24 protein-coding genes and 1 tRNA gene are annotated in these 25308 nt (G+C 61.8%); 14 read left to right on the top strand and 11 right to left on the bottom strand.

Annotation, left to right across the window (positions count from 1 at the left end; translation table 11 throughout):
- Positions 1 to 8: 8 nt before the first annotated feature.
- Positions 9 to 488 (bottom strand): hypothetical protein, encoded by a 480-nt coding sequence (locus BB347_RS03180; RefSeq protein ID WP_076580137.1) that lies wholly within the window; start codon positions 486 to 488, stop codon positions 9 to 11.
- A 228-nt stretch (positions 489 to 716) separates the two neighbouring features.
- Here BB347_RS03180 and BB347_RS03175 point away from each other — a divergent pair, with 228 nt between their 5' ends.
- The 3 genes from BB347_RS03175 to BB347_RS03165 all read left to right on the top strand — a co-directional run bounded on the left by BB347_RS03175 (position 717) and on the right by BB347_RS03165 (position 4137).
- A complete protein-coding gene (locus BB347_RS03175; protein WP_076578464.1) occupies positions 717 to 1886 on the top strand; it encodes a zinc-dependent alcohol dehydrogenase in 1170 nt (389 codons plus the stop codon).
- Positions 1887 to 2191: 305 nt separating this feature from the next.
- On the top strand, positions 2192 to 2851 hold the full coding sequence (locus BB347_RS03170) for a helix-turn-helix domain-containing protein (protein ID WP_076578466.1): 660 nt from the start codon (positions 2192 to 2194) through the stop codon (positions 2849 to 2851).
- Between the two features lie 68 nt (positions 2852 to 2919).
- Complete coding sequence (locus tag BB347_RS03165) at positions 2920 to 4137, top strand: sensor histidine kinase (protein ID WP_076578468.1); 1218 nt, start codon at positions 2920 to 2922, stop codon at positions 4135 to 4137.
- 407 nt (positions 4138 to 4544) lie between these two features.
- On the opposite strand, the gene BB347_RS03160 is transcribed toward BB347_RS03165, so the two are convergent.
- Together BB347_RS03160 and BB347_RS03155 are read right to left on the bottom strand one after the other, a co-directional pair.
- Positions 4545 to 4615 (bottom strand) — tRNA-Gly (locus BB347_RS03160).
- A 108-nt stretch (positions 4616 to 4723) separates the two neighbouring features.
- The gene (locus BB347_RS03155; protein ID WP_076578470.1) at positions 4724 to 5431 is read right to left on the bottom strand and encodes a class I SAM-dependent methyltransferase; all 708 of its coding nucleotides are present in this window, start codon (positions 5429 to 5431) and stop codon (positions 4724 to 4726) included.
- A gap of 247 nt (positions 5432 to 5678) precedes the next feature.
- Between BB347_RS03155 and BB347_RS03150 the strand changes: the two genes are divergently transcribed.
- The 4 genes from BB347_RS03150 (at position 5679) to BB347_RS03135 (ending at position 10485) form a co-directional block, all read left to right on the top strand.
- Positions 5679 to 6149, top strand: coding sequence for a DUF5793 family protein (locus BB347_RS03150; protein WP_076578472.1), 471 nt, complete (start codon positions 5679 to 5681; stop codon positions 6147 to 6149).
- Between the two features lie 140 nt (positions 6150 to 6289).
- Positions 6290 to 7450, top strand: coding sequence for an ABC transporter ATP-binding protein (locus BB347_RS03145; protein WP_076578474.1), 1161 nt, complete (start codon positions 6290 to 6292; stop codon positions 7448 to 7450).
- A gap of 146 nt (positions 7451 to 7596) precedes the next feature.
- Positions 7597 to 7875 carry a UPF0058 family protein gene (locus BB347_RS03140; protein WP_076580139.1) on the top strand — a complete coding sequence of 93 codons (279 nt, stop codon included), beginning with the start codon at positions 7597 to 7599 and terminating at the stop codon, positions 7873 to 7875.
- Between the two features lie 48 nt (positions 7876 to 7923).
- Positions 7924 to 10485, top strand: a complete 2562-nt coding sequence (locus BB347_RS03135) for a DUF7527 domain-containing protein (protein ID WP_076578476.1) — start codon at positions 7924 to 7926, stop codon at positions 10483 to 10485.
- A 184-nt stretch (positions 10486 to 10669) separates the two neighbouring features.
- Here the strand turns inward: BB347_RS03135 and BB347_RS03130 are convergent, their stop codons facing one another.
- On the bottom strand, positions 10670 to 10975 hold the full coding sequence (locus BB347_RS03130; protein ID WP_076578478.1) for a hypothetical protein: 306 nt from the start codon (positions 10973 to 10975) through the stop codon (positions 10670 to 10672).
- A gap of 376 nt (positions 10976 to 11351) precedes the next feature.
- On the opposite strand from BB347_RS03130, the gene BB347_RS03125 reads away from it, so the two are divergent.
- The 3 genes from BB347_RS03125 (at position 11352) to BB347_RS03115 (ending at position 13633) form a co-directional block, all read left to right on the top strand.
- Entirely contained in the window at positions 11352 to 12731 is a 1380-nt protein-coding gene (locus BB347_RS03125) for an adenylosuccinate synthase (RefSeq protein WP_076578480.1), read from the top strand.
- A gap of 101 nt (positions 12732 to 12832) precedes the next feature.
- Positions 12833 to 13042 (top strand): methytransferase partner Trm112, encoded by a 210-nt coding sequence (locus BB347_RS03120; protein WP_076578482.1) that lies wholly within the window; start codon positions 12833 to 12835, stop codon positions 13040 to 13042.
- A gap of 15 nt (positions 13043 to 13057) precedes the next feature.
- A complete protein-coding gene (locus BB347_RS03115) occupies positions 13058 to 13633 on the top strand; it encodes a DUF7524 family protein (protein ID WP_076578484.1) in 576 nt (191 codons plus the stop codon).
- A gap of 30 nt (positions 13634 to 13663) precedes the next feature.
- Here BB347_RS03115 and BB347_RS03110 read toward each other — a convergent pair whose 3' ends face one another.
- Positions 13664 to 14854 (bottom strand): DR2241 family protein, encoded by a 1191-nt coding sequence (locus tag BB347_RS03110; protein WP_076578486.1) that lies wholly within the window; start codon positions 14852 to 14854, stop codon positions 13664 to 13666.
- A 3-nt stretch (positions 14855 to 14857) separates the two neighbouring features.
- A complete protein-coding gene (locus BB347_RS03105; protein WP_076578488.1) occupies positions 14858 to 15769 on the bottom strand; it encodes a CbiX/SirB N-terminal domain-containing protein in 912 nt (303 codons plus the stop codon).
- Positions 15770 to 15959: 190 nt separating this feature from the next.
- On the opposite strand from BB347_RS03105, the gene BB347_RS19190 reads away from it, so the two are divergent.
- Entirely contained in the window at positions 15960 to 16250 is a 291-nt protein-coding gene (locus BB347_RS19190; RefSeq protein WP_076578490.1) for a HalOD1 output domain-containing protein, read from the top strand.
- A gap of 7 nt (positions 16251 to 16257) precedes the next feature.
- Here the strand turns inward: BB347_RS19190 and BB347_RS03095 are convergent, their stop codons facing one another.
- Entirely contained in the window at positions 16258 to 17136 is an 879-nt protein-coding gene (locus tag BB347_RS03095; protein ID WP_076578492.1) for an NAD(+)/NADH kinase, read from the bottom strand.
- A 41-nt stretch (positions 17137 to 17177) separates the two neighbouring features.
- Positions 17178 to 18488: a M28 family peptidase gene (locus tag BB347_RS03090; RefSeq protein ID WP_076578494.1), complete on the bottom strand. Its 1311-nt coding sequence runs from the start codon at positions 18486 to 18488 to the stop codon at positions 17178 to 17180.
- Between the two features lie 113 nt (positions 18489 to 18601).
- Here BB347_RS03090 and BB347_RS03085 point away from each other — a divergent pair, with 113 nt between their 5' ends.
- Genes BB347_RS03085 through BB347_RS03075 form a run of 3 tightly spaced genes read left to right on the top strand, consistent with a single transcriptional unit; the run spans position 18602 to position 21008 of the window.
- Positions 18602 to 19666 (top strand): polyprenyl synthetase family protein, encoded by a 1065-nt coding sequence (locus BB347_RS03085; RefSeq protein WP_076578496.1) that lies wholly within the window; start codon positions 18602 to 18604, stop codon positions 19664 to 19666.
- A gap of 59 nt (positions 19667 to 19725) precedes the next feature.
- Positions 19726 to 19992, top strand: coding sequence for a hypothetical protein (locus BB347_RS03080; RefSeq protein WP_076578498.1), 267 nt, complete (start codon positions 19726 to 19728; stop codon positions 19990 to 19992).
- 56 nt (positions 19993 to 20048) lie between these two features.
- Complete coding sequence (locus BB347_RS03075; protein WP_076578500.1) at positions 20049 to 21008, top strand: hypothetical protein; 960 nt, start codon at positions 20049 to 20051, stop codon at positions 21006 to 21008.
- A gap of 20 nt (positions 21009 to 21028) precedes the next feature.
- Here the strand turns inward: BB347_RS03075 and BB347_RS03070 are convergent, their stop codons facing one another.
- The 3 genes from BB347_RS03070 to BB347_RS03060 all read right to left on the bottom strand — a co-directional run bounded on the left by BB347_RS03070 (position 21029) and on the right by BB347_RS03060 (position 25292).
- Positions 21029 to 22729: an acyl-CoA mutase large subunit family protein gene (locus BB347_RS03070; protein WP_076578503.1), complete on the bottom strand. Its 1701-nt coding sequence runs from the start codon at positions 22727 to 22729 to the stop codon at positions 21029 to 21031.
- A gap of 101 nt (positions 22730 to 22830) precedes the next feature.
- Positions 22831 to 23634 (bottom strand): CBS domain-containing protein, encoded by an 804-nt coding sequence (locus BB347_RS03065; RefSeq protein WP_076578505.1) that lies wholly within the window; start codon positions 23632 to 23634, stop codon positions 22831 to 22833.
- 113 nt (positions 23635 to 23747) lie between these two features.
- Positions 23748 to 25292, bottom strand: a complete 1545-nt coding sequence (locus tag BB347_RS03060) for a DHH family phosphoesterase (RefSeq protein ID WP_076578507.1) — start codon at positions 25290 to 25292, stop codon at positions 23748 to 23750.
- Positions 25293 to 25308 lie beyond the last annotated feature (16 nt).

Genomic DNA, 25308 nt, shown 5'->3' with positions numbered 1-25308 from the left:
GAATCCGCTCAAAACCGATTCCGCCAGCGCTGGGTTCGAACTACCTCGTCTTTCATCGCCGAACAGTGTTGTTTCGCTCGCTCTTCGCCGAGTTCGTCGCGCATCTCGTCGGTGCACTCCTCCCACGAGCCGCCGATCGACGACCAGTACTCGAGAACGCTGTCTCGATCCCAGCCCTCCGGCAGGTCGTCGAGTCCGTTCACATCCTCGTCGACGATGCCAGTGAGGGCCTCGCCATCGGTCGATTCCGGCGCACCGTCGTCTTCGAAATCAGTCGACTCGAGCGCTGTTTCACGATAGACGGCCGAACCGACGGACTCGAGGCCGACGACGTACGCTGGTTCGTCGTCACTGGCCGAGACGTCGGTCAGTTCGTCCTCTCCCTGGGGAAATTCGAAGTCGCTCGTCAAGACGGCCGCAACCACTCCGCGACCGTCCGGCGTCGCGACCCCGGTCCCTTCCGAAACGCTGGGTGTCGACTCGCTCATACGCAGGTTCGTCCGGCGATCCTGGTAGGCCCCGTGCACGGATACGCAAGTATCCCGCTGGCGAGCCTCGATGGACGTAGTAACCCGAATTTCACGGTCGTTGCAAGCGTAAGCCCGGGTTTTACTCGAGTCTTGCCTGTCGAATGCTATCGAGGATTCTTCGATGACTGACAACAAGCCGACTGTGACACCAGACTCGAGTCGCGATCGACGAGGTGAGGCGCTTCGATGAAAGCGCTCACCTGGCACGGCGAACAGGATATCCGCGTCGAGGAGGTTCCAAAGCCCGAACTCGCGAATCCGACGGACGCGATCATCGAGGTGACGGCGACCGCGATCTGTGGCTCCGACCTCCACCTCTACAACGGCTACATGCCCGGCATGCGCGAAGGCGACGTGCTGGGGCACGAACCGATGGGCGAAGTTGTCGAGGTCGGACGGGATGTCGAGACCCTCGAGGTCGGCGACCGCGTCGTGGTCCCGTTCACGATTAGCTGTGGCTCGTGTTGGTTCTGCGGGAACGAGATGTTCTCGCTGTGTGACAACTCGAACCCGAACGCCGAACTGGCGAGCAAGGCGATGGGGCACTCTCCGGCGGGTCTCTTCGGCTTCTCGCACCTCTTGGGTGGGTACGCCGGCGGACAAGCGGAGTACCTTCGCGTCCCCTACGCCGACGTCGGCCCGGTGACGGTCGACTCGGACCTGCCGGACGAGCAGGTCCTCTTCCTCTCGGACATCTTCCCGACGGGGTACATGGCCGCCGAGAACGCAGACATCGAGGACGGCGACACCGTCGCCGTCTGGGGGTGTGGCCCCGTCGGCCAGTTCGCCATCCAGAGCGCCTGGATGTTCGGTGCGAATCAGGTCATCGCGATCGATCGCGTTCAGGAGCGCTTAGACATGGCGAGCGATCACGGCGACGCCGTGACGGTCAACTTTGAACACGAGGACGTCTACGATAGACTGCAGAGCCTCACCGGCGGCCGGGGCCCAGACCGGTGTATCGACGCCGTCGGCACGGAAGCCCACGGCACCGGCCTCGAGGGAGTAACCGACCAGGTCAAACAGGAAATGCATCTTCAGGACGACCGACCGCACGTCCTTCGCCAGGCCATCAAGTGTTGTAGAAAGGGCGGGACGCTCTCCGTCCCCGGCGTCTACATCAGGGAATCGGACAACATCCCATTCGGTCCGCTGATGAACAAGGCCCTGACGGTGAAATCCGGACAAACCCACGTCCAACACTACCTCGACCCCCTCCTCGAGAAGATCGAAGACGGCGAGATCGACCCCTCGTTCGTGATCACGCACCAAACGTCTCTCGAGGACGGTCCCGAAATGTACGAGACGTTCAACGACAAGGACGACGACTGTATCAAGGTCGTGATGACGCCCTGAACGAGGGCTCGGTTATAGGGTTGGGAGTCGCCTCGAGTGCGACAGCTGTCGTTGCGCGGTAGTTTGTTGGCGCGGGCAGCTAACGGGGTGCGGACCGGGATTTGAACCCGACTGCGAGACGGGCGCTCACTTCGTTCGCGCTGCGACTCGCGTGCTTCACGCCGCACACGGGAATCTCATCACAGGTACGTCGAGGTTCTCTCGCCCGGACGATGACCGAGTCGCCGGACACTTCATGGAGCCATGAAATGGGGCCCTCGCGTAGGAGTGATAGGGCTTTAGTACCAGCGACCTTCGGTTCGACAATGGCCACCGAAGCGACATTTACGGTTCCGTCCGACCAGTTCCCCCTGGGAAGCATCTTCGAACGGTTCCCGGGCGTCACGGTCGAACTCGAACGAATCATTCCGGCACGCGACGTGGTGGTTCCCTACTTTTGGGTCCGCGGGAGCGCCGTCGACGACATCGAGGGATCATTTACGGACCATCTGGGGGTAAAGCAGATCCAACTCGTCGATTCAGTCGGGGACGAGTACCTGTTGCGCGTTGAGTGGACGCTCGAGTATGACGGCGTTCTGAGCACCCTGACCGAGACGAACGTTCCGCTCATCAAAGCCGTCGGCACGAATCAACAGTGGACGTTCGATATTCGGGCAGACGACCGGAGCGACATCGCTGACTTCCAACGGCGCTGTGGGGACCTGGGAATTTCGATCACCCTGACGAGGCTGCAAGCGCTAACGCCGATCGAAACGGATACCGAAGCGGCGCTGACGGATACGCAACAAGAGGCGTTGGTACTCGCCTACAATCGCGGCTACTTCAACTCGCCGCGGGACGTGACGATGGAAGAGATCGGAGACGAACTCGGGATCTCACCACAGGCCGTCGCGTCTCGACTTCGGCGCGGTATCGACCAGATCCTCGGACACACGCTTTCGGAGGTCGACTCCTCGAGTCGGTAGCCTGCGTAAAACTGTTTTGGATAGTAAAAAGGCAGGCTAAACAGCACGGGACATCTTCGGTACGTGTGATGAGGGGAGATTCTGTCGAATCGGGTCGGAGTAAGACGAGCTACTGGTACCTCGTTATACCCGCGTTAGGTGTGCTTCTTCTCACCGCTGCAGTCGGGAAATCAATCGCCGAATTGACCAGTACCGGCGGACTGCTGGAAGCGGGGCTCGACCTAATCTTGCTGAGCGTTCCGGGCCTCGTGATGCTGTACGTTGGGCTCCGGTTGCCGAACACGTCGCTCGAGGCTGAATGCTATCCGCGCATCGTGGCCTGGACGGTCGGCGGTGTCGTCGCCGTCGGCTTCGTTCAGGGGCTCCGCTTTCTCCATCCCAGTGTCGACGTCGAGTTTACGTTCGGGACGCAGGCGGTCCTGTTCGCGGTCGGTTCGATCGCCGGCCTGGGGATCGGCGTCCACGAAGCACAGGCGCTCACCCGCGCCGCGATGCTCGAGAAGAAAAACGAACAACTGAAACGAACCGAACGGCGCCTCGAGGACGCCGTCGCGGAGTTGGAGGCGTCGAACGAAGAGTTAGAGCAGTTCGCCTACGCTGCCTCCCACGACTTACAGGAACCGCTCCGCATGGTGACGAGCTACCTCGACCTCGCCATCGAACGGTACGGGGACGACTTCGACGACACGTGCCAGGAGTTCATCGAATACGCCGCCGACGGTGCCGACCGTATGAGCAACAAGATCGACGGTTTACTCGCGTACTCCCGGGTCGACACGCAGGGAAACTCGTTCGACGCCGTCGACCTGGACTGCGTGCTCGACGACGTCCTTACTGACCTTCAGGTCACCATCGACGAGACGGACGCCACGATCACTCGAGAGCCCTTGCCTACCGTCGAAGGCGACGCGAGGCAGTTGCAGCAACTGTTCCAAAACCTCCTGTCGAACGCGATCGAGTACAGCGGCGACGAGTCGCCACGGATACACGTGTCGTCGACCGCCGAGGAATCGACGTGGACGATTTCGGTTCACGACGACGGGATCGGAATCGATCCGGCTGGATCTAACCGTATCTTCGATATCTTTCAGCGCCTTCATTCGGTTGACGAACACGCCGGTTCAGGCATCGGACTGGCGATTTGCAGTCGGATCGTCGAGCGCCACGGGGGCGAGATCTGGGTCGACTCCGAACCCGACGAGGGGTCGACGTTTTCGTTCACTCTGATTGCCCTCGAGGAACGTGCGACGACATCCGACGGCACCGGGCTCTCCGAGAATCAGTGACCGCTGACGAGGAGATGACCGCCTCGAACACCGCTACGAACTTCATCACGAGTACGTCGACGTTCTCTCAGCCGGACGACGAATAGTTCATCCAAAACCGCAAGATTGCGCGGGGATAAGTTTCTGAACCCACATGATGTGCTGTGGAGTAAATGTCTGTCTTATTTCATTAACACCACGGAACCTCCCCTACGATTCCTGCGACTCACGTATTTGTTCGCAGCTACGCAAAGGGAAGCTTTGCGAGGTCCAAAAGAGCGCGGCGCGCTCTTTAAAGACAGGAATGCGCGGACCGGGATTTGAACCACGCGAAGACGGTTGCACTCGCTTCGCTCGTGCACTGCGACTTCTCTACTTCAAATCCTTCGTACGATTTCTGCTGCTCGCGGTATTGCTCGCAGCAGAAATGCGCGGACCGGGATTTGAACCCGGGCCATGAGCTTGGAAGGCTCAGGTCCTACCACTAGACCATCCGCGCGCAGTCTGCTATTCTGGTTCGGTGTTTAAGGCGCTTCCGTTTTCGACTACTCGCCTCGAGTCCGTCGTTTTGCCCACCACACCCTCCAAACTCGGCCGTCTCAAATCCTCATTCGCTGAGATCTGATTCAGAACCTGCAACCGTCGCATAACAGTTCCCACTCGAGAGTTCCCACTCGAGGACGTCGAGGTCGCTCGCCTCGAGGTCGGCGTCGAACTCGTCTGGGGCGTAGATGTGATAGAATCGGTCGACGGGTTCCCCGCCGGGAAGCGTCCACTCGATGGTCGTATCGAAGCCGTCGGTTTCGTCGAATTTGTCGTGGGCGGTCGACCACGCGCTGAGCAGTGCTCGCCCGTCGGGGTCGAGAACGCGCGCCAGTTCGTCGAGACTCGCCCGCCGGGCACGTCGAGTCGGGAGGTGATGAAGCGTCGCGACGTACACGGCGATGTCGACGGTGTTGGTCGCCAGTGGGAGCGCGGCGGCATCTCCCTGACAGAGCGCAACCTCGAATCCGCGTTCGCGTGCGCGCTCGCGACCAGTCTCGAGGAGGCCGGCGCTGGCGTCGAGGCCGACGACGGTCTCACAAGTATCGACGAGCAACTCGGCGTGCCGGCAGTTGCCACAGCCGAGGTCGAGACCGACTCGAGTGCCGGACCGTGAGTTCGACGCCGCGTGCGCGTCGACGAACGATTCGACCTCCGGCCAGGCGTACGCTCTGGTCGACGCGAAGTGAGTCGCAATCTCGTCGTACGTGTCCCGGACGTCGGCGCGACGCGCGAGGTCGTCCGTCGCCGGTGGGTCCTGCTGGTCGGCCATCGTCGAACGTTCGTCGTGGAACGCGCAAAAAGCGTTCGCACTCCTCGGTACGGAAGTCGCCAGTTTCCCCCATCGCCACTGCACATATCAGATGTGTGTCATCATACCATCGCCGTAAAGCTCAGTTCCTGTCACCTGCGGGTACCGTGCGAATAGAATCGTCACGAAACGAATCTCGTTAGTGTACGGATATCCGATTGGTGTGCGTTACGTTGATACGGTGTGAGTCCGAATCATCGGGTACGGAATGAGGCGCGAGCACTTCACAGTAACTGTCAGCAATATCGAGTGGGCCGAGACCAACGGCGAGCCACGGAAACCCGAAGTATCGATCGACGTCACTGGCTCGACGACGATGCTCCGCGAGCGCCTTACAGGGCCCGACGGCGAACTCCTCGATGCCGGTGAAACCGACGTCTCCCTTCGGCTTCAGGCGCCACTGGACACCGACACGACTGGCGTAATCAGCGTCACAAATCGGGTCACTGGCGAGTTCGTCCTCGAACTCAACGAAACCGCCGAGAACGTGCTGACGTTCATCCAGGCGGCCCGGAGTTACGGCGAGAGCGAGACGGAAGACGACGGTCGGTACGAAGTCGAAATTCTCATCGAAGGTGAGCAGTTCGTCACCTACGACAAACAGACCTTTCTGGTTTACGACGTCGACGGGAATCTCATGCGTCAACACAGTCTGATTCCGAGTGGCGTCGAACTCTAATCTGCGCTCACCAAGGTAATCCGCGAGCGTATATTCAGTGTGACTGATGTTTTTGCGACAGTTCTGGAAGCGACCGGCAGGTATAAGTGTTTTAGGGGAGCCTAAATAGAATAGACGCCGAGAGACGGCGGAGGCGATCAATGGCGAACGGACAACTACTCACGACGGCAGCCGAGGAACAAGCTCCGGAGTCACACGCCCACGATGCGGTCCTCCAACTCGATAGCGTCGCGAAACACTACGGCAGTGAAGCGGTCATTCCGGACCTCTCGTTGTCAGTTCGCGACGGTGAAATCCTCACGTTGCTCGGCCCATCTGGCTGTGGAAAGACGACGACACTCCGGCTAATCGCCGGCCTCGAGCGACCCGATACCGGGACAATCCAGCTTCGCGACGACGACGTTGCCGGCAACGGGAGATTCGTCCCACCGGAAGAACGCGGCGTCGGGGTCGTGTTTCAAGAGTTCGCATTGTTTCCCCACCTGAGCGCCCGTGAAAACGTCGCCTTCGGCTTACAGGAGTGGCCGGAAGACGAACGCGACGCTCGAGTCGAAGAACTCCTCGACCTCGTCGGCCTCGAGTCACAGGGTGAGAGTTACCCGGACGAGCTCTCGGGCGGCCAACAACAGCGAATCGCGCTCGCTCGCTCGCTCGCCCCGGAACCGGCGATGTTGTTACTCGACGAGCCCTTCTCGAATCTCGACGTCGACTTGCGCGTCGAAATGCGAGAGGAGGTTCGTCGAATCATCAAAGAAGCCGGTGTCACTGCAGTTTCGGTCACGCACGATCAAGAAGAGGCGCTGTCGATTTCCGACCGCGTCGCCGTGATGAACGACGGCGACGTCGAGCAGATAGATACGCCCCAGCAGGTGTTCCAGCAACCCGAATCCCGCTTCGTCGCGGGCTTTCTCGGACACGCGAGTTTCCTCTCGGGTGACGTTCACGGTGATAGCGTCGACACGGCCCTCGGGCGAGTCCTCCGCGACGACGTTAACGGACTCGCAGAGCAGTACGACAGCACCAGTATCGACTTACTCGTTCGACCCGACGACGTCACGGCGTTTCCGGCGTCCGGGTCGGAGGCCAACGGTCACGTCGTCTATCGACGGTATCTCGGGCCAACGGTGCTCTACCGCGTCGAACTCGACTCCGGTGAGACGATCGAGTGCATGCACAACCACTCGGATCGAATCGACTTAGACGAACGCGTCGCCGTTCGCGTCACCGCAGACCACGAACTCGCGTGGTTCCCCGCCAACCAGCGGACGAAGACGGAGACGGAGACGACCACAACAGCGTAACTCGCGGACGGACTGTTCTCGAGACGCCGCTCACATCGGTCTGATCGCGTAGAACAATCACCGCTATCGGGTGGATTCAGCTTCCGTAGTGGCTTGTATCGGTGTTGCACACAACGTTTATGCCGAAACCGTTCGTACGCCACACCATGCACAAAGACGAACTCCTCGAGCTCCACGAAGAACTCGTCGTGATTATGGAGTATTTCTCCCAGCGGGAGGACGTCGACGAGGAACTGTTCGACCCGTACCATCAACTCGACGTCGACCCTTCACACGTCCACAAATCCAAAAGTGAGCACAAACACGCCGTATTCGTACTCGGTAACGCCCTCGCGAAGGGAATGAGCGAAGACGAGTTCTCGAGTGCCGGTCGAATTGGCAAACGAATGAAGGAATTAGCCGACGACGCCGAGTCGAAAATATAGCAACGAGATAGGCGAAACGTATTTAGTGTACTTCTTGTTTGTTGAACTATGGAACCGCGCACGAAAGAGCGCGCCGAACAATGGGATTCTCGCCCGTTCAGCGGCGGATACGACGGCCTTTCCGATCTCGCTTCGAGTGATTTCTCGGGTGCCGTCGTCAGCGCCGGAACGTGGCTGTTCATGCTCAACGGTCGCATCGTCGGCGTCGTCGACGGGGAACTCGAGTCGTTCGAAGCCGCCTCAGGGACGATCTACGACGCACCACACCCCGCGTTGCCGTTGCTCTGTACGATGGAAGAGACGGGCGGAGAGACGCGAGCGAGGTACTATACCAACAAAACTCCGCTTCGAGAGGTCGACGAGACGTTACAGCACAATTCGTTCACCGGCTACGTCGAACTCAGCGAAAACGTTCTGAGCGGCGACTACTACGCCGTCTACTACGGCGGTCGCCGGATGGCAGCCGCCTACATCGGCAACGCCGAACGGTTGCTCACCGGTGAAGAAGCGTTCGAACGGGCCGACGACGAGGTCGGGATTTACGAGGTTCGAGACGTCGAAATCGACGTCACCGACGTCCCCGGACGGACATCCGATGACGCCAGTGCAAAGACACAGGCAAGTTCCGACCCAGTCTCCGAGACCGAGCCGACTGCTGCCCCTGAGACCGAGCCGACTGCTTCCTCGAGTCCCGAAGACACGAGCGACTCGGAACCTCCCGGCCCGGAGACGCCAAGCGGACGAGATGACTCGACAGACGACGTATCGGTCCCCCCTTCGTCGTCATCACTCGAGTCGATCGACATCGCGGAATCGACGGCGGAGCCAGACGATCGAACGCCGAAGGGCCGGTCGATCGAAGATATCGCACTCGAGGAAACGCTGGGCGAGGAGACGACCGTCGATACGTCCAACGCGGCGGATCACGCCGACTCCTCGACGCCGACTGAACCCGAGGGGACCGATCTCGAGTCGGCACCCAGTGGCATCACCTCCTCGAGCGTCGAAACGCACACGTACTCGGATCCGGAAGACCAGTCGGTAACCGAATCGAACGAGCAGTCACCGGCCGAACCGGAGACCGGGGTACCGGCCGAGCGCTCAACTGAGACACCTGGGGACGGAATCGACCCATCGCCGCCTACCGATCGTCAGCCCCGAGAGTCGGAGCCGAAGACGACGGAGAACCAATCTGCTGTGTCGACCGAGACGGCCGACGAACCAGAAGACGAGTCGACTGCTGATGGAGACGCTGATCCGTCCGATCCAGGACCAGACCTCGCCGAGGTCGAAGCTGCCGCAGAACAGTTAGAGCAGAACGATATTTCCTGGACGGAAGACGACGTCGACGCCACGACTGAAGAACCAGAGTCGACGGAAAATGGCGAGCGGTTCGATGAAGAAGAACAGTGGCGGGAAACGCGGAATATTCCGTCGATCGACCCCGATAACACCCAGGAACCGACGACAACTGCCGAGGCTGCGACGCGCACCGACCCTGATTCGAGATCGACCGTGTCCCGGTCGTCGACGGACGCGACGGCCACACAATCGACAGCCCTGGGGGAAGAGCAACGACAACGCACGACTCCAAGCGAGTCAGCGCCCGGTCGAGGGAAGCCCGCTCCCTCGAGTCAGGAGCAAGACGATCGAGTCGCAGACCTCACCGAACAGGTTGGGTCCCTCGAGGACCAACGCGACGCACTCGTCAGGAAGTACGAGGAGTTAGAAGCTGACCGGGACAGACTCAAATCCGAAAACGAGGAACTCTCCTCGACGGTCGAGCGCTTACAGGCCCGAATCGACGATCTCGAGCAGTCCCTACAACAGGCGCGCGAGACGCAGGCTCCGAGCCCCGCAGAGACGGATTCGACGCCAACGCGAACCGAACTGTCGCGCCAGCGGGCGCTTTCCGACACGAACCTCTTCGTTCGATACGCCTCGAAGAGTCAACCGACGCTCGATACGGCTCACGACGCGAACGCCGATCGAAGCGAGGTCGCTTCGAACCTGCGACTCGAGCATCATACAGGGTTCGATGCCGCCGATGTCGCAGTCGATGGAGAGCCATTCGACGACTTTCTGACCGGGACGATGGAACACCAGTTCGTCACGTGGTTGACCGAGACGGTGCTCTACGAGGTTCGAGACACTGGAAAGGCTGACGCGCTCGCCGATCTCTACGACGCAATTCCGCGAATCGACCGCGCGGAGTTGGGTGCATCGATTTCGCTCACCGACGACGAGACTGAACACGTTCCCGACGAGGTCACGTTCGACGTCGTCGCGTTCGACAAGATGGGTAATCCACTCGTCGTCGCGAACCTCAACGACTCGCGCCAGCCCGCAACGCAGGGAATGCTCGAGGAGATGGAAGAAGCCGCTTCGGCGGTCAAGGCGAACTATCAGACGCTCGCGGCGGCGATGGTCGTCACCTCGAGTTACTTCGAACCGGGTGCACTCGAGGTCACCGAACGAGCGACCGGAGGTGGGTTCCTCAGCCGCGGTTCGAAGCTGAGTTACGTCTCGCTCTCGCGAAAACAGGGGTATCACCTCTGTCTCGTCGAGGCGCGCTCGGAAGGGTTCCATATGAACGTCCCCGAGTTGTAGTCCGGTCTCGGTCGCTTTTTTCGAGTGACGTGTCCGTACTGAGCCACGAGTCGTGGCCAGCGATAATCGTCTTCGACAGGAGTAAAAACTGCGATTCGACTGCTTGGAGACGTTTTTCCCGTTGCTCCCCCCTCAGGGCGACTCGAGTGAAACGGGTGTTCGAGTCAGGTGGTCGGGAGAGAGATTAGCCTTCGATCTCGGCGACGTCTTCGATCTTCATGCCGTCGAGTTTGTCGATGATGTCGTCGAGTTTCCCGTCGAGTTCGTCGACGAACTCGGCCGTTCGCTCCGTCTTGATCGCACCCTGGCTGGAGGGCTCGATGAGGTTTTCTTCCTCGAGGACGCGCAGCGAGTAGCGGACCTTGTGGTGGGGGTACCCGGTCTCGTTCGACATCTTGACGATCCCGATCGGTTCGTTCTCGATAACCATCTTCAGGACCTGCAGATGTCGTTCCAACATATCCACTTCCTTCTCAAGTCGGTCTATCATGGCATTTGTTAACTTGTCGTTGTTCCTTTTAAAAGTTACTCTCGGAGATTGACTCCCCCACTCTCAACCCGATGTTCGTTTCTGGCAGTAGTTAACCGTTCCGTTCTCGAGACGGTCGAACGCGCGTATATTCAACCCTGGCGTGAGCCTCGTGTGAGTGGGTACGCAGTTAGAACCAACAGTGATCGTGTCGATTGCCAGGCAATCGGCGCTCGAGTAGCAACGTTCTGTTCCTCTCGCGGAGTTGCTTTTATATTCTCTCACGAAAGACCGAATTCGGATTGGTCAATTATACCCACGTGTGTGTATATATTAGGTGGAACGGCTCATCCAGACCGTAATCTGTTTATCGGACCGGCAAGAATCCGCCGCTGTTATGACCGTCACAATCGTCGGGTCGCAACTCGGCGACGAAGGCAAGGGTGGCGTCGTCGACCTGTATGGCGACGCTGCCGATGTCGTCGCCCGGTATCAGGGCGGAGACAACGCCGGGCATACCGTCGTTCACGACGGTGAGAAGTACAAGCTATCGCTCGTTCCGTCGGGTGCCGTTCGGGGGAAGATCGGCGTCCTCGGCAACGGCTGTGTAATCAACCCGCGGACGCTGTTCGACGAAATCTTGACGCTCGAGGAGAAAGGGCTCTCTCCGGACGTTCGGGTCGCAGAGCGCGCTCACGTCATCCTGCCGTTCCACCGCGTCCTCGATGGCATCGAAGAGGATGTCAAGAGCGAAGATGACCAGGAAGTCGGCACGACCGGGCGCGGCATTGGCCCAACCTACGAGGACAAAGCCGGCCGCCGCGGCGTCCGCGTCGGCGACCTGCTCGACCCCGAAACTCTGCGCGAACGCCTCGAGTACGTCGTCCCACAGAAGAAGGCGCTCATCGAAGATGTCTACGGCGCGGACGTCTCGGATCTCGAGAATCCGGAGGCGTTCGACGTCGACGCACTCTTCGAAGAGTTCAGCGAAATCGGCGAGCGCCTCGCCGACCAGAACATGACCGTCAACGCCAGCGCGTTCCTTACGGACGCGATGGAACGCGGCGAGACCGTCATGTTCGAGGGCGCACAGGGGACGATTATCGATATCGACCACGGGAACTACCCCTACGTTACGTCCTCGAACCCGACCGCGGGCGGCGCAGCAGTCGGCACGGGACTGAGCCCGAACGTCATTGCTGACGGCGAGATCATCGGTATCGTCAAGGCCTACCTCACGCGCGTCGGCAGCGGGCCGCTCCCGACCGAACTCGGCGGCGTCGAAGGCGACACGCCCGGATACGATACGCAAGGCGACGGCGAGAACGAAGAACTCGCGACGTACATCCGCGAGGAAGGCGGCGAGTACGGCACCGTCACCGGCCGTCCGCGCCGCGTCGGGTGGCTCGACATGCCAATGCTTCGCCACTCCGCGCGCGTCAACGGCTTCACCGGACTCGCAGTCAACCACATCGACGTGCTCGCCGGGCTGGACGAAGTGAAAGTCGGCCACAGCTACGACCTTGATGGTGAGGAGCTGCTCGCGATGCCCCCAACGACCGAAGAGTGGGGCCGCTGCGAGGCGAATCTCCGTACGTTCGACGGCTGGGACGAGGTCGACTGGGCTGAAGTCGCCGCCGAGGGCTACGGCGCCATCCCCGAAAACGCCCGCACCTACCTCGAGTATCTCAGCGACGAACTCGAGGCACCGATCTATGCGGTTGGCGTCGGTCCGGGCCGTGAGGAAACCGTCGTCGTCGAGAACCCATACGAGTAACGCGACGGCCACGACCACGAGTACCGCACGCGGGCCGCCGCCACACTCTTCGCGCGGCGCGTTCCCGAAACCTTTTGCTGGATGCGGCCAGCCTACGTAGTATGAAGGAGTCGTTGCTGGAAATTCTCTGTTGTCCGCTCGACAAACACGAACTGGAACTCGAGGACGCCGAGTACGAAACCGGCGAAGACGACAGCGAGGAGATCATCGACGGAACGCTCGTCTGCGAAGAGTGTGGTGAACGATACCCCCTCGAAGACGGTATTCCAAACCTGCTTCCACCGGATATGCGCGAGGAGTCCCCGGCCTAACCGGCCTGATTCATCGTGTCCCAGGAGGTCACCGTTCACGTCAATCGCGGGTCCACAGATTCCCTCGAGGCAGCCGTCAGTACTCTCGAGACGCGTGGCTCGTTCAACCTGCTACTCGACGGACACGAACGACCCGCACACGTCCACTGTCGTCTACACGGGGACCTCGAGCGAATCGCCACGCTGGAGACGTCGAACTATTACGTCGAGACCGAGGGCGAAACGGTCGTCCCCGTTCACGTCGCTGCGGAGAATCTCGAGGCCCCAATCGAGGGGCAACTCGAGGTCGTCACGGGTTACGGTTCCGAGACGGTCACAGTCCCCGTCGTCGTCAAACCCGCACCGGGGCCGGTCGACGTCGACGAGTCACTCGCCGAACCGGCCAACCCGACACCGGAGCCATCCACACTCGAGCGTGTCCTCACGGTGAGTGGGCTCGATCCGGCGACTCTCGCCGTCGTCGCCCTCGGGCTCGTCGCCATCGGAATCGCGACGGTAACGGCAGCGACGGTCGGTGGAACGCTTTCGATGATCGGCGTCGGGATCGTCGCCGTTGGCTTTTGTGTCGCACTCGTTTTGTTGGTTCGATAGCGGCGAGCGTGTCGACGGTCGGCCGACGCGTTAGTCGGCGTCGGTTTCGTCTGCTCGTCGCCGCGCTGTGAATCCACCATCGTCGTCGAATCGCTTGGCACGAAGGTATCGTGCGCGGAATCGATTCGCGCCGTCGTTGACGTCCGCTTCGCGTATTTCGTCCGTTCGTCCGTCGGCAACGGCGTCGACGATCTCTGTAAGCTGGTTGAGCTCGCTCGTCGTCAACTCGAGTTCGTACGTGTGCTCGTCTTCGGACTCGAGGATGGCCCACGATCGAGCGGCGGCGATCACGAGCGAGCACGGCTCTCGACACGGGAACTGCCCGTCGCCGCCGTCGACGGCGAGTTCGTCGTCTTCCTCGAAGTGCCACTCGCGTCGGCGAAGACACTGCGAGTCGACACAGCAGGCTTCGGTCATCCACTCGACGGCCTCGCGTGGCAGTTCGTCGACGACGTCGTAGATACCGCTCTGGCGGTCTGCCGTCTCGGCCCAGTGGTCGACGTCGAGCGCGTCGCGTTGCTCGCGATGCCAGTTAGCGACCGTCGCGGGATAGAAGAAGCCGATCGTGTCGACGAGTTCGGCTCCCGAAAGGCCGGTGAACGCCCACCCGGAGACGAGCGTTGGAGCCGTTTTCAGCGGCCGATAGCGGCCGTCCTCGTCGTGCGTTGCGAGCTCCCGTGCCGCACGCGGGTCGTCATAGACCTCGAGTTCCGCGAGGTCGGTACCGGCGTCCGCTACGTGCCAACAATCGTAGACGCGTTCGCTCTCGGGTCGGTCGACGTCGTCGACGAGCCGTGTCGTGACGACGAGTTCGCCCCACTCCCTGTCGATCCCGTCTCGAAGCGCCTCGTCGCGCGCCGGGACCGCGACGGTTCCATCGTCGGCGTTTGTGTAGGTACTCGCGTCACTGGTGGCTGGTTCGTCAGCTCCGGTACCCTCAGTCTCTATCGGTGCTCGTTCACACCACCGGAGGAACGCCCGCCGGGCGGTGTCCTCGCCGCCGACCGTCCGTTGCCAGTAGTACCAGTTCGTGACGTACGCGGAGACGGGTTCGAGTGCCTGGGGAAGATCCGATCGCTCGAGACCCGTCTGCGCGCCGGCGGGGGTCTCGACGGTGTACGTGTCGCCGTCGCGTTCGATAGTGAGTCCGTCGAACGCGATACGCTCCTCGTCGGTGACGGTCTCGAGGACCGCTTCGAATTCGGGTGACGTTCGATCCACGCGTCAGTCCCCCGCCTCGGTCGTCGGTCCGCTCGTGCTGTCGGATGTGCCACCGTCCCGAAGCGACACCTCGTTTCGAACGGCCTCGAGTGCGTCGCCGACGTCTGCACCGGCATCGACGGCGCGCTCGAGAAGGACGTCGGCCATCAGTCCTTCGGTGCCGACTGCGCCGGCGTACCAAATTCGGTGGCCATCGACTTCTGCCGGGACGTCCCAGCCGAGGCGGTAATCGTCGGTCAGCCCCATGTCTTCGGGGATGTCCTCTTGGGTGTGGTAGCCGTCCGCGATGAAGAGGGGGACGACGACGACGTCCTCGGCCTCGAAGAAGTCGGTAACGTCGTCGACTTCGGGTTCTTCGTCCATGAACAACGCCTCGACTTCGTCGAATCGGCCCTGCTCGCGAATTCGCTCGGTGTGGTACTCGATGGCCTTCGCCGAGTTCTCGTTGCGCTCGGTGCCGTGGCCGACGACTGCGAGGCCGAACCCCGCACCGACGTCGGAGTCCTCGGTGACGGTTTCAGCCCGCTGGACGATTACGTCCGTCATCGCGTCGTGCGTGCCGACCGGGCCGCAGTAGTGGACCGTCTTGTCGACGTCGGTTGCCTCGAGCGTGACGGTGGAGGCGGCCGTTCCGTCGGAGTCCCACTTGTCGGGGTTCCAGTCCTCGAGTCGCAACTCTCGAGGAATGACTTGTTCGGTGAAGTAGCCCTCGCTGATGAACAGCGGGACGACGAACACTTCCTCGGACTCGAGGGTGCGGATCACCTCTCGAAAGTGCGGTTCTTCCTTCCAGAACGCCTCGCGAACCTCGTCGAACGCACCCGTCTCCCGAACGGTGTCTGCGTGGGCGTACGTCGGGTCCGAGGCGTCGGGGTTCAGATGTGAGCCGTGCGCCGCAATAACCAGCGCTTGCATACCTTCGCCTTGGGAGTGGGACGGTTTAGCCACTTCGCTGTCGACGTTCGTCGCCGGATTTTTGCCAGACCGGGATGCGGATAACCGTTCTACACGCCTATAATAAACTTTGAATGATATAATCTAAACAGCGATATTCCTATTTGTTTTGGTTAATGTTTGAAAGGTCTGTGAATTTACACCGTAGCACATGACTGACTCCCCCCACCGTGACCGACGACCGGATGGCGGATCGGAAGTCGTCGTCGAGGAAAAGTCGAGTGAGTCGACGTCTCAGGCCATCCTCCGTGGGATTTCGACACTGGAGGACACTGGCTATTCCGACCTCGAGGTCCTCTACGAGAGTGTCGGCCCAGAACCGTTAAACGAATTGATACGACACTCCCGACGCCAGAACTGCTCTGTCTCAGTTACGTTCAGGTACGAAGGTTATAATATTTTAGTGACAACAAGTGGCGAGATAACGATTACAGACACGTAACGATGCGTTAGACGGTCGGGACGTCGGCTGGAACGACCACCGTCGACAGCGTCGAGTCGACGCTGAGTCGTATGCGGTCGTCGACGCCAACAGTCTGAACGACGCGGTCGTCGACGACGAGACTCACGTCACCGTCATCTCGCTCGACCGTCAGTCCGAGGTCGTCCGTCGGCAGTATCCAGCGTCGGGCTTGGGTCGCGAACGGGGCAATCGGTGCAACCGCAACAGCATCGACGGCCGTGGACAACTGTGGCGTCTCGAGCGCACTGGCGTACCCGGACGTGCCGGCTGCGGTGGCGACGACGAGACCGTCCGCCCGAATCGTATCGACCGTCTCGCCGCGACTCGAGAGACCGTACTCGGAGATCCGTGCCGGTTCGTCGGTGACGAGCGTCACGTCGAAGAGGGCTCGAGTCGAGTCCTCGCCGACAGTCGCGGCCGGGGCGGTAGTGTTCCCGATCGAATCCGCGCGGTCGTCTCCATCACCGCGCTCGATCGACGAGTCGGCGTCACGGCTCGGACTCACGTCGTCACCTTTCGGTTCGACCCTCACGTCGACCACTGCCAGTTCTGTGAGGGTCGCATCCCCGTTGGCGATCGCCTCGAGTGCGCCAGGCAGCGCTGTCGGCGAAACGGCGTCGACCCCGGAAACGTCGCCGACGGGTAAGACGGGGACGGACGGTTCGGCGCGCGCGAGGGCTGAGAGAGACGACTCTCCGTCGGCGACGACGAGTGTCGGCTCTGCGGCGAGAACGCTCTCTACGTCGTCGCGGATCGTCGTCACGTCGTCGCTGGCGTTGATCGTGTCGCCGAGCGGAAGTGCGTCGGCTCCCGACGAGACGACTCCGACGACCGCCTGCTCGTTCCTGGGCCACTCGAGGTCCATACCACGAGTTCGGCCAGCGCAGAAAAAAGCGTGCGGGGTGGTTACTCGTCGTACGGCCAATCGCCGGTTCGGCGCATACCCTCTGCGAGGTTCTGCGTCTCGAGGTCGCCCGCGATCTCCTCAGGTGAACGACGGTCGACGTCGACGGATTCGCGCGCGAGGTGGACCGTCAGATCGGTCAGTAAGATCGCCTGTTCGCGAAGCGTGCGCTGCTCGAGTTTTTCGAACGTGTCGGCGAAGGTGTGTCCCCAGCCGCGACCGACGTCATCGGACGTCGATTTGACGTGGTAGCCGGGGACGCCCCACTGGACGAACGGCCAGTGGTCGCTGTGAGGGCCGAGTTTCGGAACGGTCTCGATCGGATGACCGTACCGAGCGGCGATCTCGTCCGCCGCAGCCTCGAGATCGTCGAATCCGTGGGTGGTAAGCGAGAGCGTTCGATCGCGGACGACGCCGTCGTTGTTGACGATGGCCGCGATCGTGTCGTGGTCGGTCGTCTCGGCGTGGTACGCAGAGCCGACGAGGCCGACCTCCTCCGCGCCGTAGGCGACGAACTCGACGCGCGTCTCGAGGTCGTCTTCGCGCGCGGCGAGCGCGTTCGCGATCTCGAGTACCATGGCCGTTCCAGCCCCATTGTCGAGTGCCCCCTCCGCGATGTCGTGAGCGTCCACGTGGCTCGTCACGAGGACGCGTTCGTCCGTCTCCGGGCCGAGTTCGGCGTGGACGTTCTGGCTCTCGGCCGCGTGGATATCGGCGTCGATCGTCAGTTCGATTTCGTCGCCGTCGAACCGACGAGCCAATCGCGCGCCGGTCTCGCTCGAGACGCCGACGGCCGGAATCTCGCCGATCGGATCGTCTTCGGTCCCCACGCTCCCCGTCGGTGGGAGACACCCTTCGACGTGATTCCGGTAGACGAAGCCGACGGCACCGCTCTCGACGGCGTTGTAGTACTTCTCTCGACGGTGAATGTAGCGCTCGTAGTGGCTCGGAATGTCGCTTCGCACCATGACGATCGTGCCCTCGAGATCGGCCTCAGCGAAGTCCTCGGGCAGTCCGTAGCCGAGATCGACCAGCGGTGCCGTGACCTGTGCGGACGGACTTCGGGGAAGGGCGATACACTCCTGCGTCGTCTCGCCGGCCCCGATCGAACTGTCGCCGCGCGTCCAGCCCTGAATTTCGAACGACTCGAGGCGGGCGTTTCGTGCCCCTACCTCCTCGAGCGCGTCTCGCGTTCGTTCGGCTGCGACTTGCTCGCCGTCGCTACCCGCCATTCTGGTCTCGAGGTCGACGAGCGTCTCGAGGTGGTTCCAGCCGACGTCACTCGTGAAGACTTCGCTAATCCACGCTGTCATACGGTTACACAGAACGGAGGGGTGGGTAATTGTACCGTTCGCGGAAGAGATAGTTTCACTACTGACAAGTGAAACTGGGAATCTTTTTTACGCCACTCTCTCACGATTCGAGTATGCGGGAGACGCTTGCCGACTGGCGCCCGGCTATCGACGACGCAATCGCCGATCTGGTCCCACGCGAGATCGACGCCGAGTACCTCGAGTCGTACTTCGGCGAACCGACGTACGAGTACGACCCATACGCCGTTCAGCGATCGCTCTCGACGCCACTGTGGGACTTGCTCGATCGAGGGGGGAAACGCTGGCGGGCCGTGCTCTTTCTCGTCTTCGTCGAGGGATTCGGCGAAGATCCCGCCGAGTACGTCCACTACGCTTGTATCCCCGAGATCCTCCACAACGGGACGATCATCGTCGACGACGTCGAAGACGGCGCGACGATCCGTCGGGGTGAACGAGCCCTCCACCACCTCTACGGGCAGGACATCGCCCTCAACGCGGGAAACGCATTGTACTTCCTGCCGCTGAAAGTCCTGAGCGACCGGGCGGACGAGATTCCAGCGGATCGTCGCCTCGAGGCCTTCGAGATGCTCATGCACGAACTCAATCGAACCCACCTCGGACAGGGAATGGACATCTGCTGGCACAACGAACACGCCATCCGCGCTACCCCCGAGCAGTACCTCGAGATGTGTGCGTGCAAGACAGGGTGTCTCGCGCGGATCGTTGCCCGCCTCGCAGCGATCCTCACCGACCAACCTGCCGAAGTCGAGCAGGCCGTCGCCACCTACGCTGAACTGACGGCCGTCGCCTTCCAGATCGGCGACGATATTCTCGACGTCGAACACTCGCTGGGCAGAGCCGGCGACTTCGGCAAGGAGTTCGGCAACGACATCCGCGAAGGAAAGCAAACGTTGCTGGTCATCCACGCTCTCCAGGAGAGCGCCCCCGATCAGGCCGAGCGTCTCCAGCACATTCTGAGTGCGGACTCTAACACCGACGAGGAAGTCGCGGAGGCCCTTTCGATCATCGAGGATGCGGGGAGTCTCGAGTACGCGCGCGAACAGGCTCTCGAACTCTCAGCACAGGCCCGCGCGGCGGTCGAGGAGCTCGATTTCGACGAAGAGACCACTCGAAAGCTCCGAGAGTTCACCGAGTTCGTGATCGAACGCGAGGAGTAGCACCCCGTATTCCGCCGGAAACCACAACAGTCTCGGTTGCCTCCGTCCAACACTGGAACGTGAGCGTCGACCGAGAACCGGGCAACCGACGGCGATTCGTAGGAACGCTCCTCGCAGCGACCGCCGTCGCCACCGTCGGTGGCGCCCTCCTCGGCTTCGTCCTTCCGACGGCCGTTGGCATCGAGGAACTGGTCGTCCTCGAGATGGCGGTGCCGATCACGCCCTCGTCGGTCGGCCTGTACGCGGGCGTAACCGTCGGCGTCTTTCTCCTCACGCTGGGTCTCGTCGTCGCTGCGGTCTCACACTTCGACGACGAGACCGTCTGACCGACCTCGTCCGCGCAGTCGGGGGAATTATGCGCGCTCGCCGGAAACCGGCCGGTATGTCGTTCGCAGACGTTCTCGTCGTCAGTGCCGTCGCCATGGTGGGGGTTGGTATCGTTACCGGTAGCATCACTATCGTGCGGACCGGAATGCGACGGGTTCGGACGGTTCGAACGATTCGCGAGAACGGCCCGACGCCAGTGGGTGAACTCACCACGACCACGGACCCGATCAGGGTAGATGGGATCGTACGGGCGGGCGAAGACGGAACGCTCGAGGCACCGCTTTCCGGCGACTCGTGTGTGGCGTACGCCGTCGACGCTCGGTCGGTGGTCGAAGCGAGTGGCGGCGGCGAGCGCGCAGCAAGCGAACACACCGCCGCCGACGTCGTCCGTCAGCGAGACGGACAGGCGACGGGCCGAACGCGATTCGTCGTCGAAGACGAGTACGACGCGGTCTCGGTGGATCCGGCGAACGCCACCCTCTCGCTCTCTGACGGACAGCCCATCGAGGACCCCGAGACACCGACGACACCAACGCCGTCGTGGGTCGACGAAGAAACACTTTCCGCGCCAGCGAGACGCCGACTCGAGGATGAGGATCTCCTTCGGTCCGGCGATTTCGGCGGGGGCGACTCCGGAACCTCCGGTGTCCACGACGGTCACGAAGCGAGCGACCAGCCCGACGGAATCGTCCGGCAGTACCGCGAACGACGCCTCGGGCCCGGCGACGACGTCTCCGTGCTCGGTGGCCGCGTCACCGACTCGAGTGACTCTGTCGGTACCGTCGGTTACGATGAGTCCGCAGGGACCGTCGGTTCCGGCCCCGTCGTCACCGTCAGTGCCGATGAAGCTGAAGCTGGCTGGTTCGAAATCTCGAACGCGGGTTACTTCGACGTGCTCGCAGCCAAGCGACGAACCGGCACCATGTACGTCCTCTTCGGCGGCTTACTCCTCGTTCCGGGGCTCGGCTTCTCGGTGGCGGGACTCGTCGGCCTCCTTTCGACGCTCGTCTTGTAGCGAATCTGGTGGCGAGGAGCTTACGCGAGTCCGATCTCCTCGCTGTACGCGCCGTGTTCGTCCTCGAAAACCTGCATGATCTCGCCCACCGTTGCGTACGCTTTCACGGCCTCGACGAGCACCGGAATGGTGTTTTCACCGCGGTCGATCGTTCGTTGGAGTTCCTCGAGTGCGTCCTCGACGGCCGCGTCGTCTCGCTGGGCTTTGACCTGCTCGAGGCGCTCGAGTTGGCGTTCGGCCGTCGTCTCGTCGATCTTGAGCGTTTCGGGGCTGGTGTCTTCCTCGAGGGTGAACTCGTTGACGCCGACGACGACCTCCTCGCCGCGCTCGACGCGTTCTTGGTACTCGTAGGAGGCGTCCTGAATCTCGCGGAGGAAGTAGCCGTCGTCGATTCCCTTCAGGACGCCGTCGCGCATGGAACCTTCACCCATCTCGCGGATCTCCGTCAAGTAGCGCATCGTTCGCTCTTCGGTTTCGTCGGTGAGGGCCTCGACCGCGAAACTGCCGCCCATCGGATCGACGATGTCTGCGGCACCCGACTCCTCGGCGATGATCTGCTGGGTGCGGAGTGCGACTCGGACCGCATCCTCGGAGGGGAGGGCGAGGGCCTCGTCGAAACTGTTCGTGTGCAGGGACTGCGTCCCGCCGAGGACGCCCGCGAGCGCCTGAATCGTCACTCGAACGACGTTGTTCATCGGTTGTTGGGCCGTCAGCGATTGGCCCGCGGTCTGCGTGTGGAACTTCAGGCGCTTCGATTCGTCTCGCTGCGCGTCGTACCACTCGTCCATCACGCGGGCGTAGATCCGCCTGGCAGCCCGGTACTTGGCGATTTCCTCGAAAAAGGAGTTGTGGCAGTTGAAGAAAAAGGACAGGCGCGGTGCGAACTCGTCGACGGCGAGCCCTCTCTCCATCGCGTCCTCGACGTACGCGAAGCCGTCGGCGAGCGTGAAGGCGAGTTCTTGCACGGCCGTGGAGCCCGCCTCACGGATGTGGTACCCGGAGACCGAAATGGGGTGGAATTGCGGCGTCTCTTCGGTGCTGAACTCGAGGACGTCCGTCACGAGGTCGAGGGACGGCTCCGGTGGAACGACCCACTCCTTCTGGGCGATGAACTCCTTGAACATGTCGTTCTGGAGGGTGCCGCGGATGTTCTCGCGGGGAACTCCCTGCTGGTCCGCCATCGCGACGTACATCGCGTAGATCACCGGCGCGGAGGGGTTGATCGTAAACGAAGTCGAGATCTCCTCGAGGTCGATACCGTCGAAGAGGATCTCCATATCCCGCAGCGTATCGACCGCGACGCCCTCTTTGCCGATCTCGCCCTCGCTCATGCGGTCGTCCGAGTCGAGTCCCATGAGCGTCGGCATGTCGAACGCGACCGAGAGTCCGGTCTGTCCCTCGTCGATCAGGTAGTGAAATCGCTCGTTGGTCTCTTCTGCGGTCCCGAAACCGGCGAATTGACGCATCGTCCACGTGCGCCCGCGGTACATCGTCGGGTAGGGGCCGCGAGTGTAGGGTTCCTCGCCCGGAAAGCCCAGGTCCTCGAGGTAGTCGAGGTCGGCGACATCCTCGGGCGTGTACAGACGGTCCACGTCGATATTCGAGACGGTCGCGAAGTCTTCCTGTCGTTCACCGTGACGCTCGAGGACCGGGTCGAGCGTGTCAGTCTCCCACTTCTCGCCAGACTCTCGAATCGCCTCGAGGTCCTCGTCGTCGTACATGCTCGTAATATTTGCCACCGACCGACGTAAGGATTCGGGAGCCGACAGGTTGGGACGAGACTCGTCATCGGTTTGCGAAATAGCATTCCGCGACGACTATGCTAGCGAGATTGGAGACGTTTCGTCGTCTGGACGAGCGGGTGACGCGCATAGTCGACGATGTCGATATCGTCGATTTCCTCGAGTTCTTCTTTTTCGGCCGTCTCGGCCATGCCGAGTTCGATTTCGTGATCGACGACGATGACGTAGGCGTCCATCTCGTCGATGCCGAGGCGGTCCGAGGCAAGTACCCGGTGATGGCCGTCTGCGAGCAACAAGGTCCCATCGTTGTCGATGACAACTAACGGCTCTGCGAGGCCGCGTTCGAGTTCGTAGCGCCGTCCCTCGAGTTCGTCTGCGTAGACACGCCCCTGCGTCGGCGTGAGTTCCGCTAGCGAGACCGTTCGGCGTTCTTGCGTTAAGTTCGTGTTGTGGATCTGTTCGAGCGTCCGCATCAACTTCCCGACCTTCTCGGGCGTCGCGCGTTCGATTTGGCTACGGATCACGTCGGCGTTCGAGATGATCCCGACGAGGTTGCCCGCGTCGTCGACGACGGGAAGTTTCTGGATTCCCGAACGGAGGATGACGCGGGCGGCGTCGGTTACTTTCATATCCGGGTGTGCGACCAGCAGGTCCGTCGTCATCACCTTGAAAATCGGTTCGTCGTCGTCGGCCAGTAACAGGTCTCGAGCGCTGACGAATCCTTCGACGCGTCGTCGTTCACAGACGGGGAAACCGCTGTGCTCGTCGCTGCCAGCGATTCGCTCCGCGACGTCACCGACGGTTTCATCGGGGGTGACGGTCACGACATCGCGCGTCATGTACTCGTTGACCTGGGGCTTCGTTCCGTCCGACGCGACCTCCATAGCAGGTTCCACGGTCTCCGCGCGCAAAAGCGTGTCTTCCCGTCGCTCTCACTCGATCGAGTCCGTCTCCTGAGCCAATCGGGTTCGATGCGGAGTGGTCGCCCGTCCCGGTGTCACTGGGACTCTTCGCCCCGTTGCTTTCCGTCGTCGGCCGTCGGTGGCCCCTCGGTTTCGCCCTCTTCGATATCGAACAGCCACTGACTCGTTTGGGAGTACGCGCCAACTGAGGACCCTGGTTGCGTGTCGATCGCTTCGAGGAATCGGTTCGTGATCACCTCTTCGACGACGCTCACGATCGATTCGACCTCGTCTTCGTCATCGGCGCTGGCGAGAATGCCGACCTCGAGTTGGGCACCGGCCATCCCGGCGTGTCCACCGGCGCTGCCGATTCGTTCGAAGGCGTCTCGAAGCGTTTCGCCGAGGTCGACATCGCTCCCCCGCGAGCGCGCGGAGAGAAACGCCATCTCGTCTTTGAAGCCGAAGACGAGCGTCGACTCGATCCCGTTCATCGCCAACAACTGATCGGCAGCCTGTGGCAAGGCATCGCGGTTGTTGATCTGGCCGACGCTCGCGACGGCGACCGAGTCGTGTTGAATGCGATTCTTGATGGCCCGCGCGATGGTCTCTAAAATCTCCCCCTCGATCGTCGGCTGTTCGATCTGCTCGAGGAGCGAGACGTCGACGTGTGGCCAGAGGATCGACGCGGCTTCGAAATCGGCCGGTGAGACCTCCCGGCTGAAATCGTTCGTATCGATTCGAATGCCATAGAGCAGCGCCGTCGCCGTCGACTCCCGGGGCTCGAGGCGAAAGCGAGTGAGGTAATCCGTCATGACGGTACTCGTCGCACCGGCCTGTTCTCGAAGGTCGACGAACTCGCCGGGGACCGGCCCGCGGGGCGGGTGATGGTCGATGACGATATCGACGTGGAGGTCCTCGGGGAGTTGGTCGTTGACGCCGGGCCGGGAGTGATCGACCAGTGCGAAGGCCTCGTACTCCTCGAGTGAATCGTCGGGCGAGAGGTTTCGCAAATCGAGGTCGAGTAAGTTGACCATCGCTCGATTCTCCTGGTGGGAGATATCGCCGAAGTAGCAGGCGTCGGCGTCGACACCGACCTCGGCGGCGATGTCGACGAGCGTGACGGCGCTCGCGATGGCGTCCGGATCCGGATTGTCGTGCATAAAGACACCCAGGCGACCGTCGATCGCCGTCAGGTGCTTTCGGAGACCGATCGCGGCCCCGGCCGACGGTCGGGCGACGCCGTCGATGATGTGTGAAACCATCGCGTCCGTCGCATCGGCGACGTGATCCGCCAGGTTCTCGAACACCCGCCGGTCGGATTCCGTCGCGTTCCCGCCGAGGTAGGCGACGATCGACGCCATCGGGAATCGATCGCGCGCTCGCTCGAGGGCGACGCGGTTGACGTCGGTGCGGTCGCTCCCGATGAAGATGACGTCCGGCCGCTCGATGTTGGCGATCATCGACGGGTCGGTCGGATCGCCCGCTCGAGCGGGAATGCTTTCGTCGCGAAGCGCTTCCACGACGCTTTCGTTCTCGGTGACGACGTGGAGTCGGTCGCTGTCGTCACCGGTGCGCTCGGGTATCTGCTCGACCACCTGGCGGCCGACCGTCGTACACCCGAGCACGAGCCGGAAAACCATATACCGCGCTTTGCAA

The sequence above is a fragment of the Natronorubrum daqingense genome (assembly GCF_001971705.1).
In the GTDB taxonomy this organism is placed as follows: domain Archaea; phylum Halobacteriota; class Halobacteria; order Halobacteriales; family Natrialbaceae; genus Natronorubrum; species Natronorubrum daqingense.
The sequence above is the reverse complement of the archived record's forward strand: the minus strand, read 5'-3'. Positions and strand labels throughout refer to the sequence as shown.

Coding starts and splice junctions, on each gene's coding strand:
- BB347_RS03180 (WP_076580137.1), bottom strand. CDS start 488: ATGAGCGAGTCGACACCCAGCGTTTCGGAAGGGACCGGGGTCGCGACG.
- BB347_RS03175 (WP_076578464.1), top strand. CDS start 717: ATGAAAGCGCTCACCTGGCACGGCGAACAGGATATCCGCGTCGAGGAG.
- BB347_RS03170 (WP_076578466.1), top strand. CDS start 2,192: ATGGCCACCGAAGCGACATTTACGGTTCCGTCCGACCAGTTCCCCCTG.
- BB347_RS03165 (WP_076578468.1), top strand. CDS start 2,920: ATGAGGGGAGATTCTGTCGAATCGGGTCGGAGTAAGACGAGCTACTGG.
- BB347_RS03155 (WP_076578470.1), bottom strand. CDS start 5,431: ATGGCCGACCAGCAGGACCCACCGGCGACGGACGACCTCGCGCGTCGC.
- BB347_RS03150 (WP_076578472.1), top strand. CDS start 5,679: ATGAGGCGCGAGCACTTCACAGTAACTGTCAGCAATATCGAGTGGGCC.
- BB347_RS03145 (WP_076578474.1), top strand. CDS start 6,290: ATGGCGAACGGACAACTACTCACGACGGCAGCCGAGGAACAAGCTCCG.
- BB347_RS03140 (WP_076580139.1), top strand. CDS start 7,597: ATGCACAAAGACGAACTCCTCGAGCTCCACGAAGAACTCGTCGTGATT.
- BB347_RS03135 (WP_076578476.1), top strand. CDS start 7,924: ATGGAACCGCGCACGAAAGAGCGCGCCGAACAATGGGATTCTCGCCCG.
- BB347_RS03130 (WP_076578478.1), bottom strand. CDS start 10,975: ATGATAGACCGACTTGAGAAGGAAGTGGATATGTTGGAACGACATCTG.
- BB347_RS03125 (WP_076578480.1), top strand. CDS start 11,352: ATGACCGTCACAATCGTCGGGTCGCAACTCGGCGACGAAGGCAAGGGT.
- BB347_RS03120 (WP_076578482.1), top strand. CDS start 12,833: ATGAAGGAGTCGTTGCTGGAAATTCTCTGTTGTCCGCTCGACAAACAC.
- BB347_RS03105 (WP_076578488.1), bottom strand. CDS start 15,769: ATGCAAGCGCTGGTTATTGCGGCGCACGGCTCACATCTGAACCCCGAC.
- BB347_RS19190 (WP_076578490.1), top strand. CDS start 15,960: ATGACTGACTCCCCCCACCGTGACCGACGACCGGATGGCGGATCGGAA.
- BB347_RS03095 (WP_076578492.1), bottom strand. CDS start 17,136: ATGGACCTCGAGTGGCCCAGGAACGAGCAGGCGGTCGTCGGAGTCGTC.
- BB347_RS03090 (WP_076578494.1), bottom strand. CDS start 18,488: ATGACAGCGTGGATTAGCGAAGTCTTCACGAGTGACGTCGGCTGGAAC.
- BB347_RS03085 (WP_076578496.1), top strand. CDS start 18,602: ATGCGGGAGACGCTTGCCGACTGGCGCCCGGCTATCGACGACGCAATC.
- BB347_RS03075 (WP_076578500.1), top strand. CDS start 20,049: ATGTCGTTCGCAGACGTTCTCGTCGTCAGTGCCGTCGCCATGGTGGGG.
- BB347_RS03070 (WP_076578503.1), bottom strand. CDS start 22,729: ATGTACGACGACGAGGACCTCGAGGCGATTCGAGAGTCTGGCGAGAAG.
- BB347_RS03065 (WP_076578505.1), bottom strand. CDS start 23,634: ATGGAGGTCGCGTCGGACGGAACGAAGCCCCAGGTCAACGAGTACATG.
- BB347_RS03060 (WP_076578507.1), bottom strand. CDS start 25,292: ATGGTTTTCCGGCTCGTGCTCGGGTGTACGACGGTCGGCCGCCAGGTG.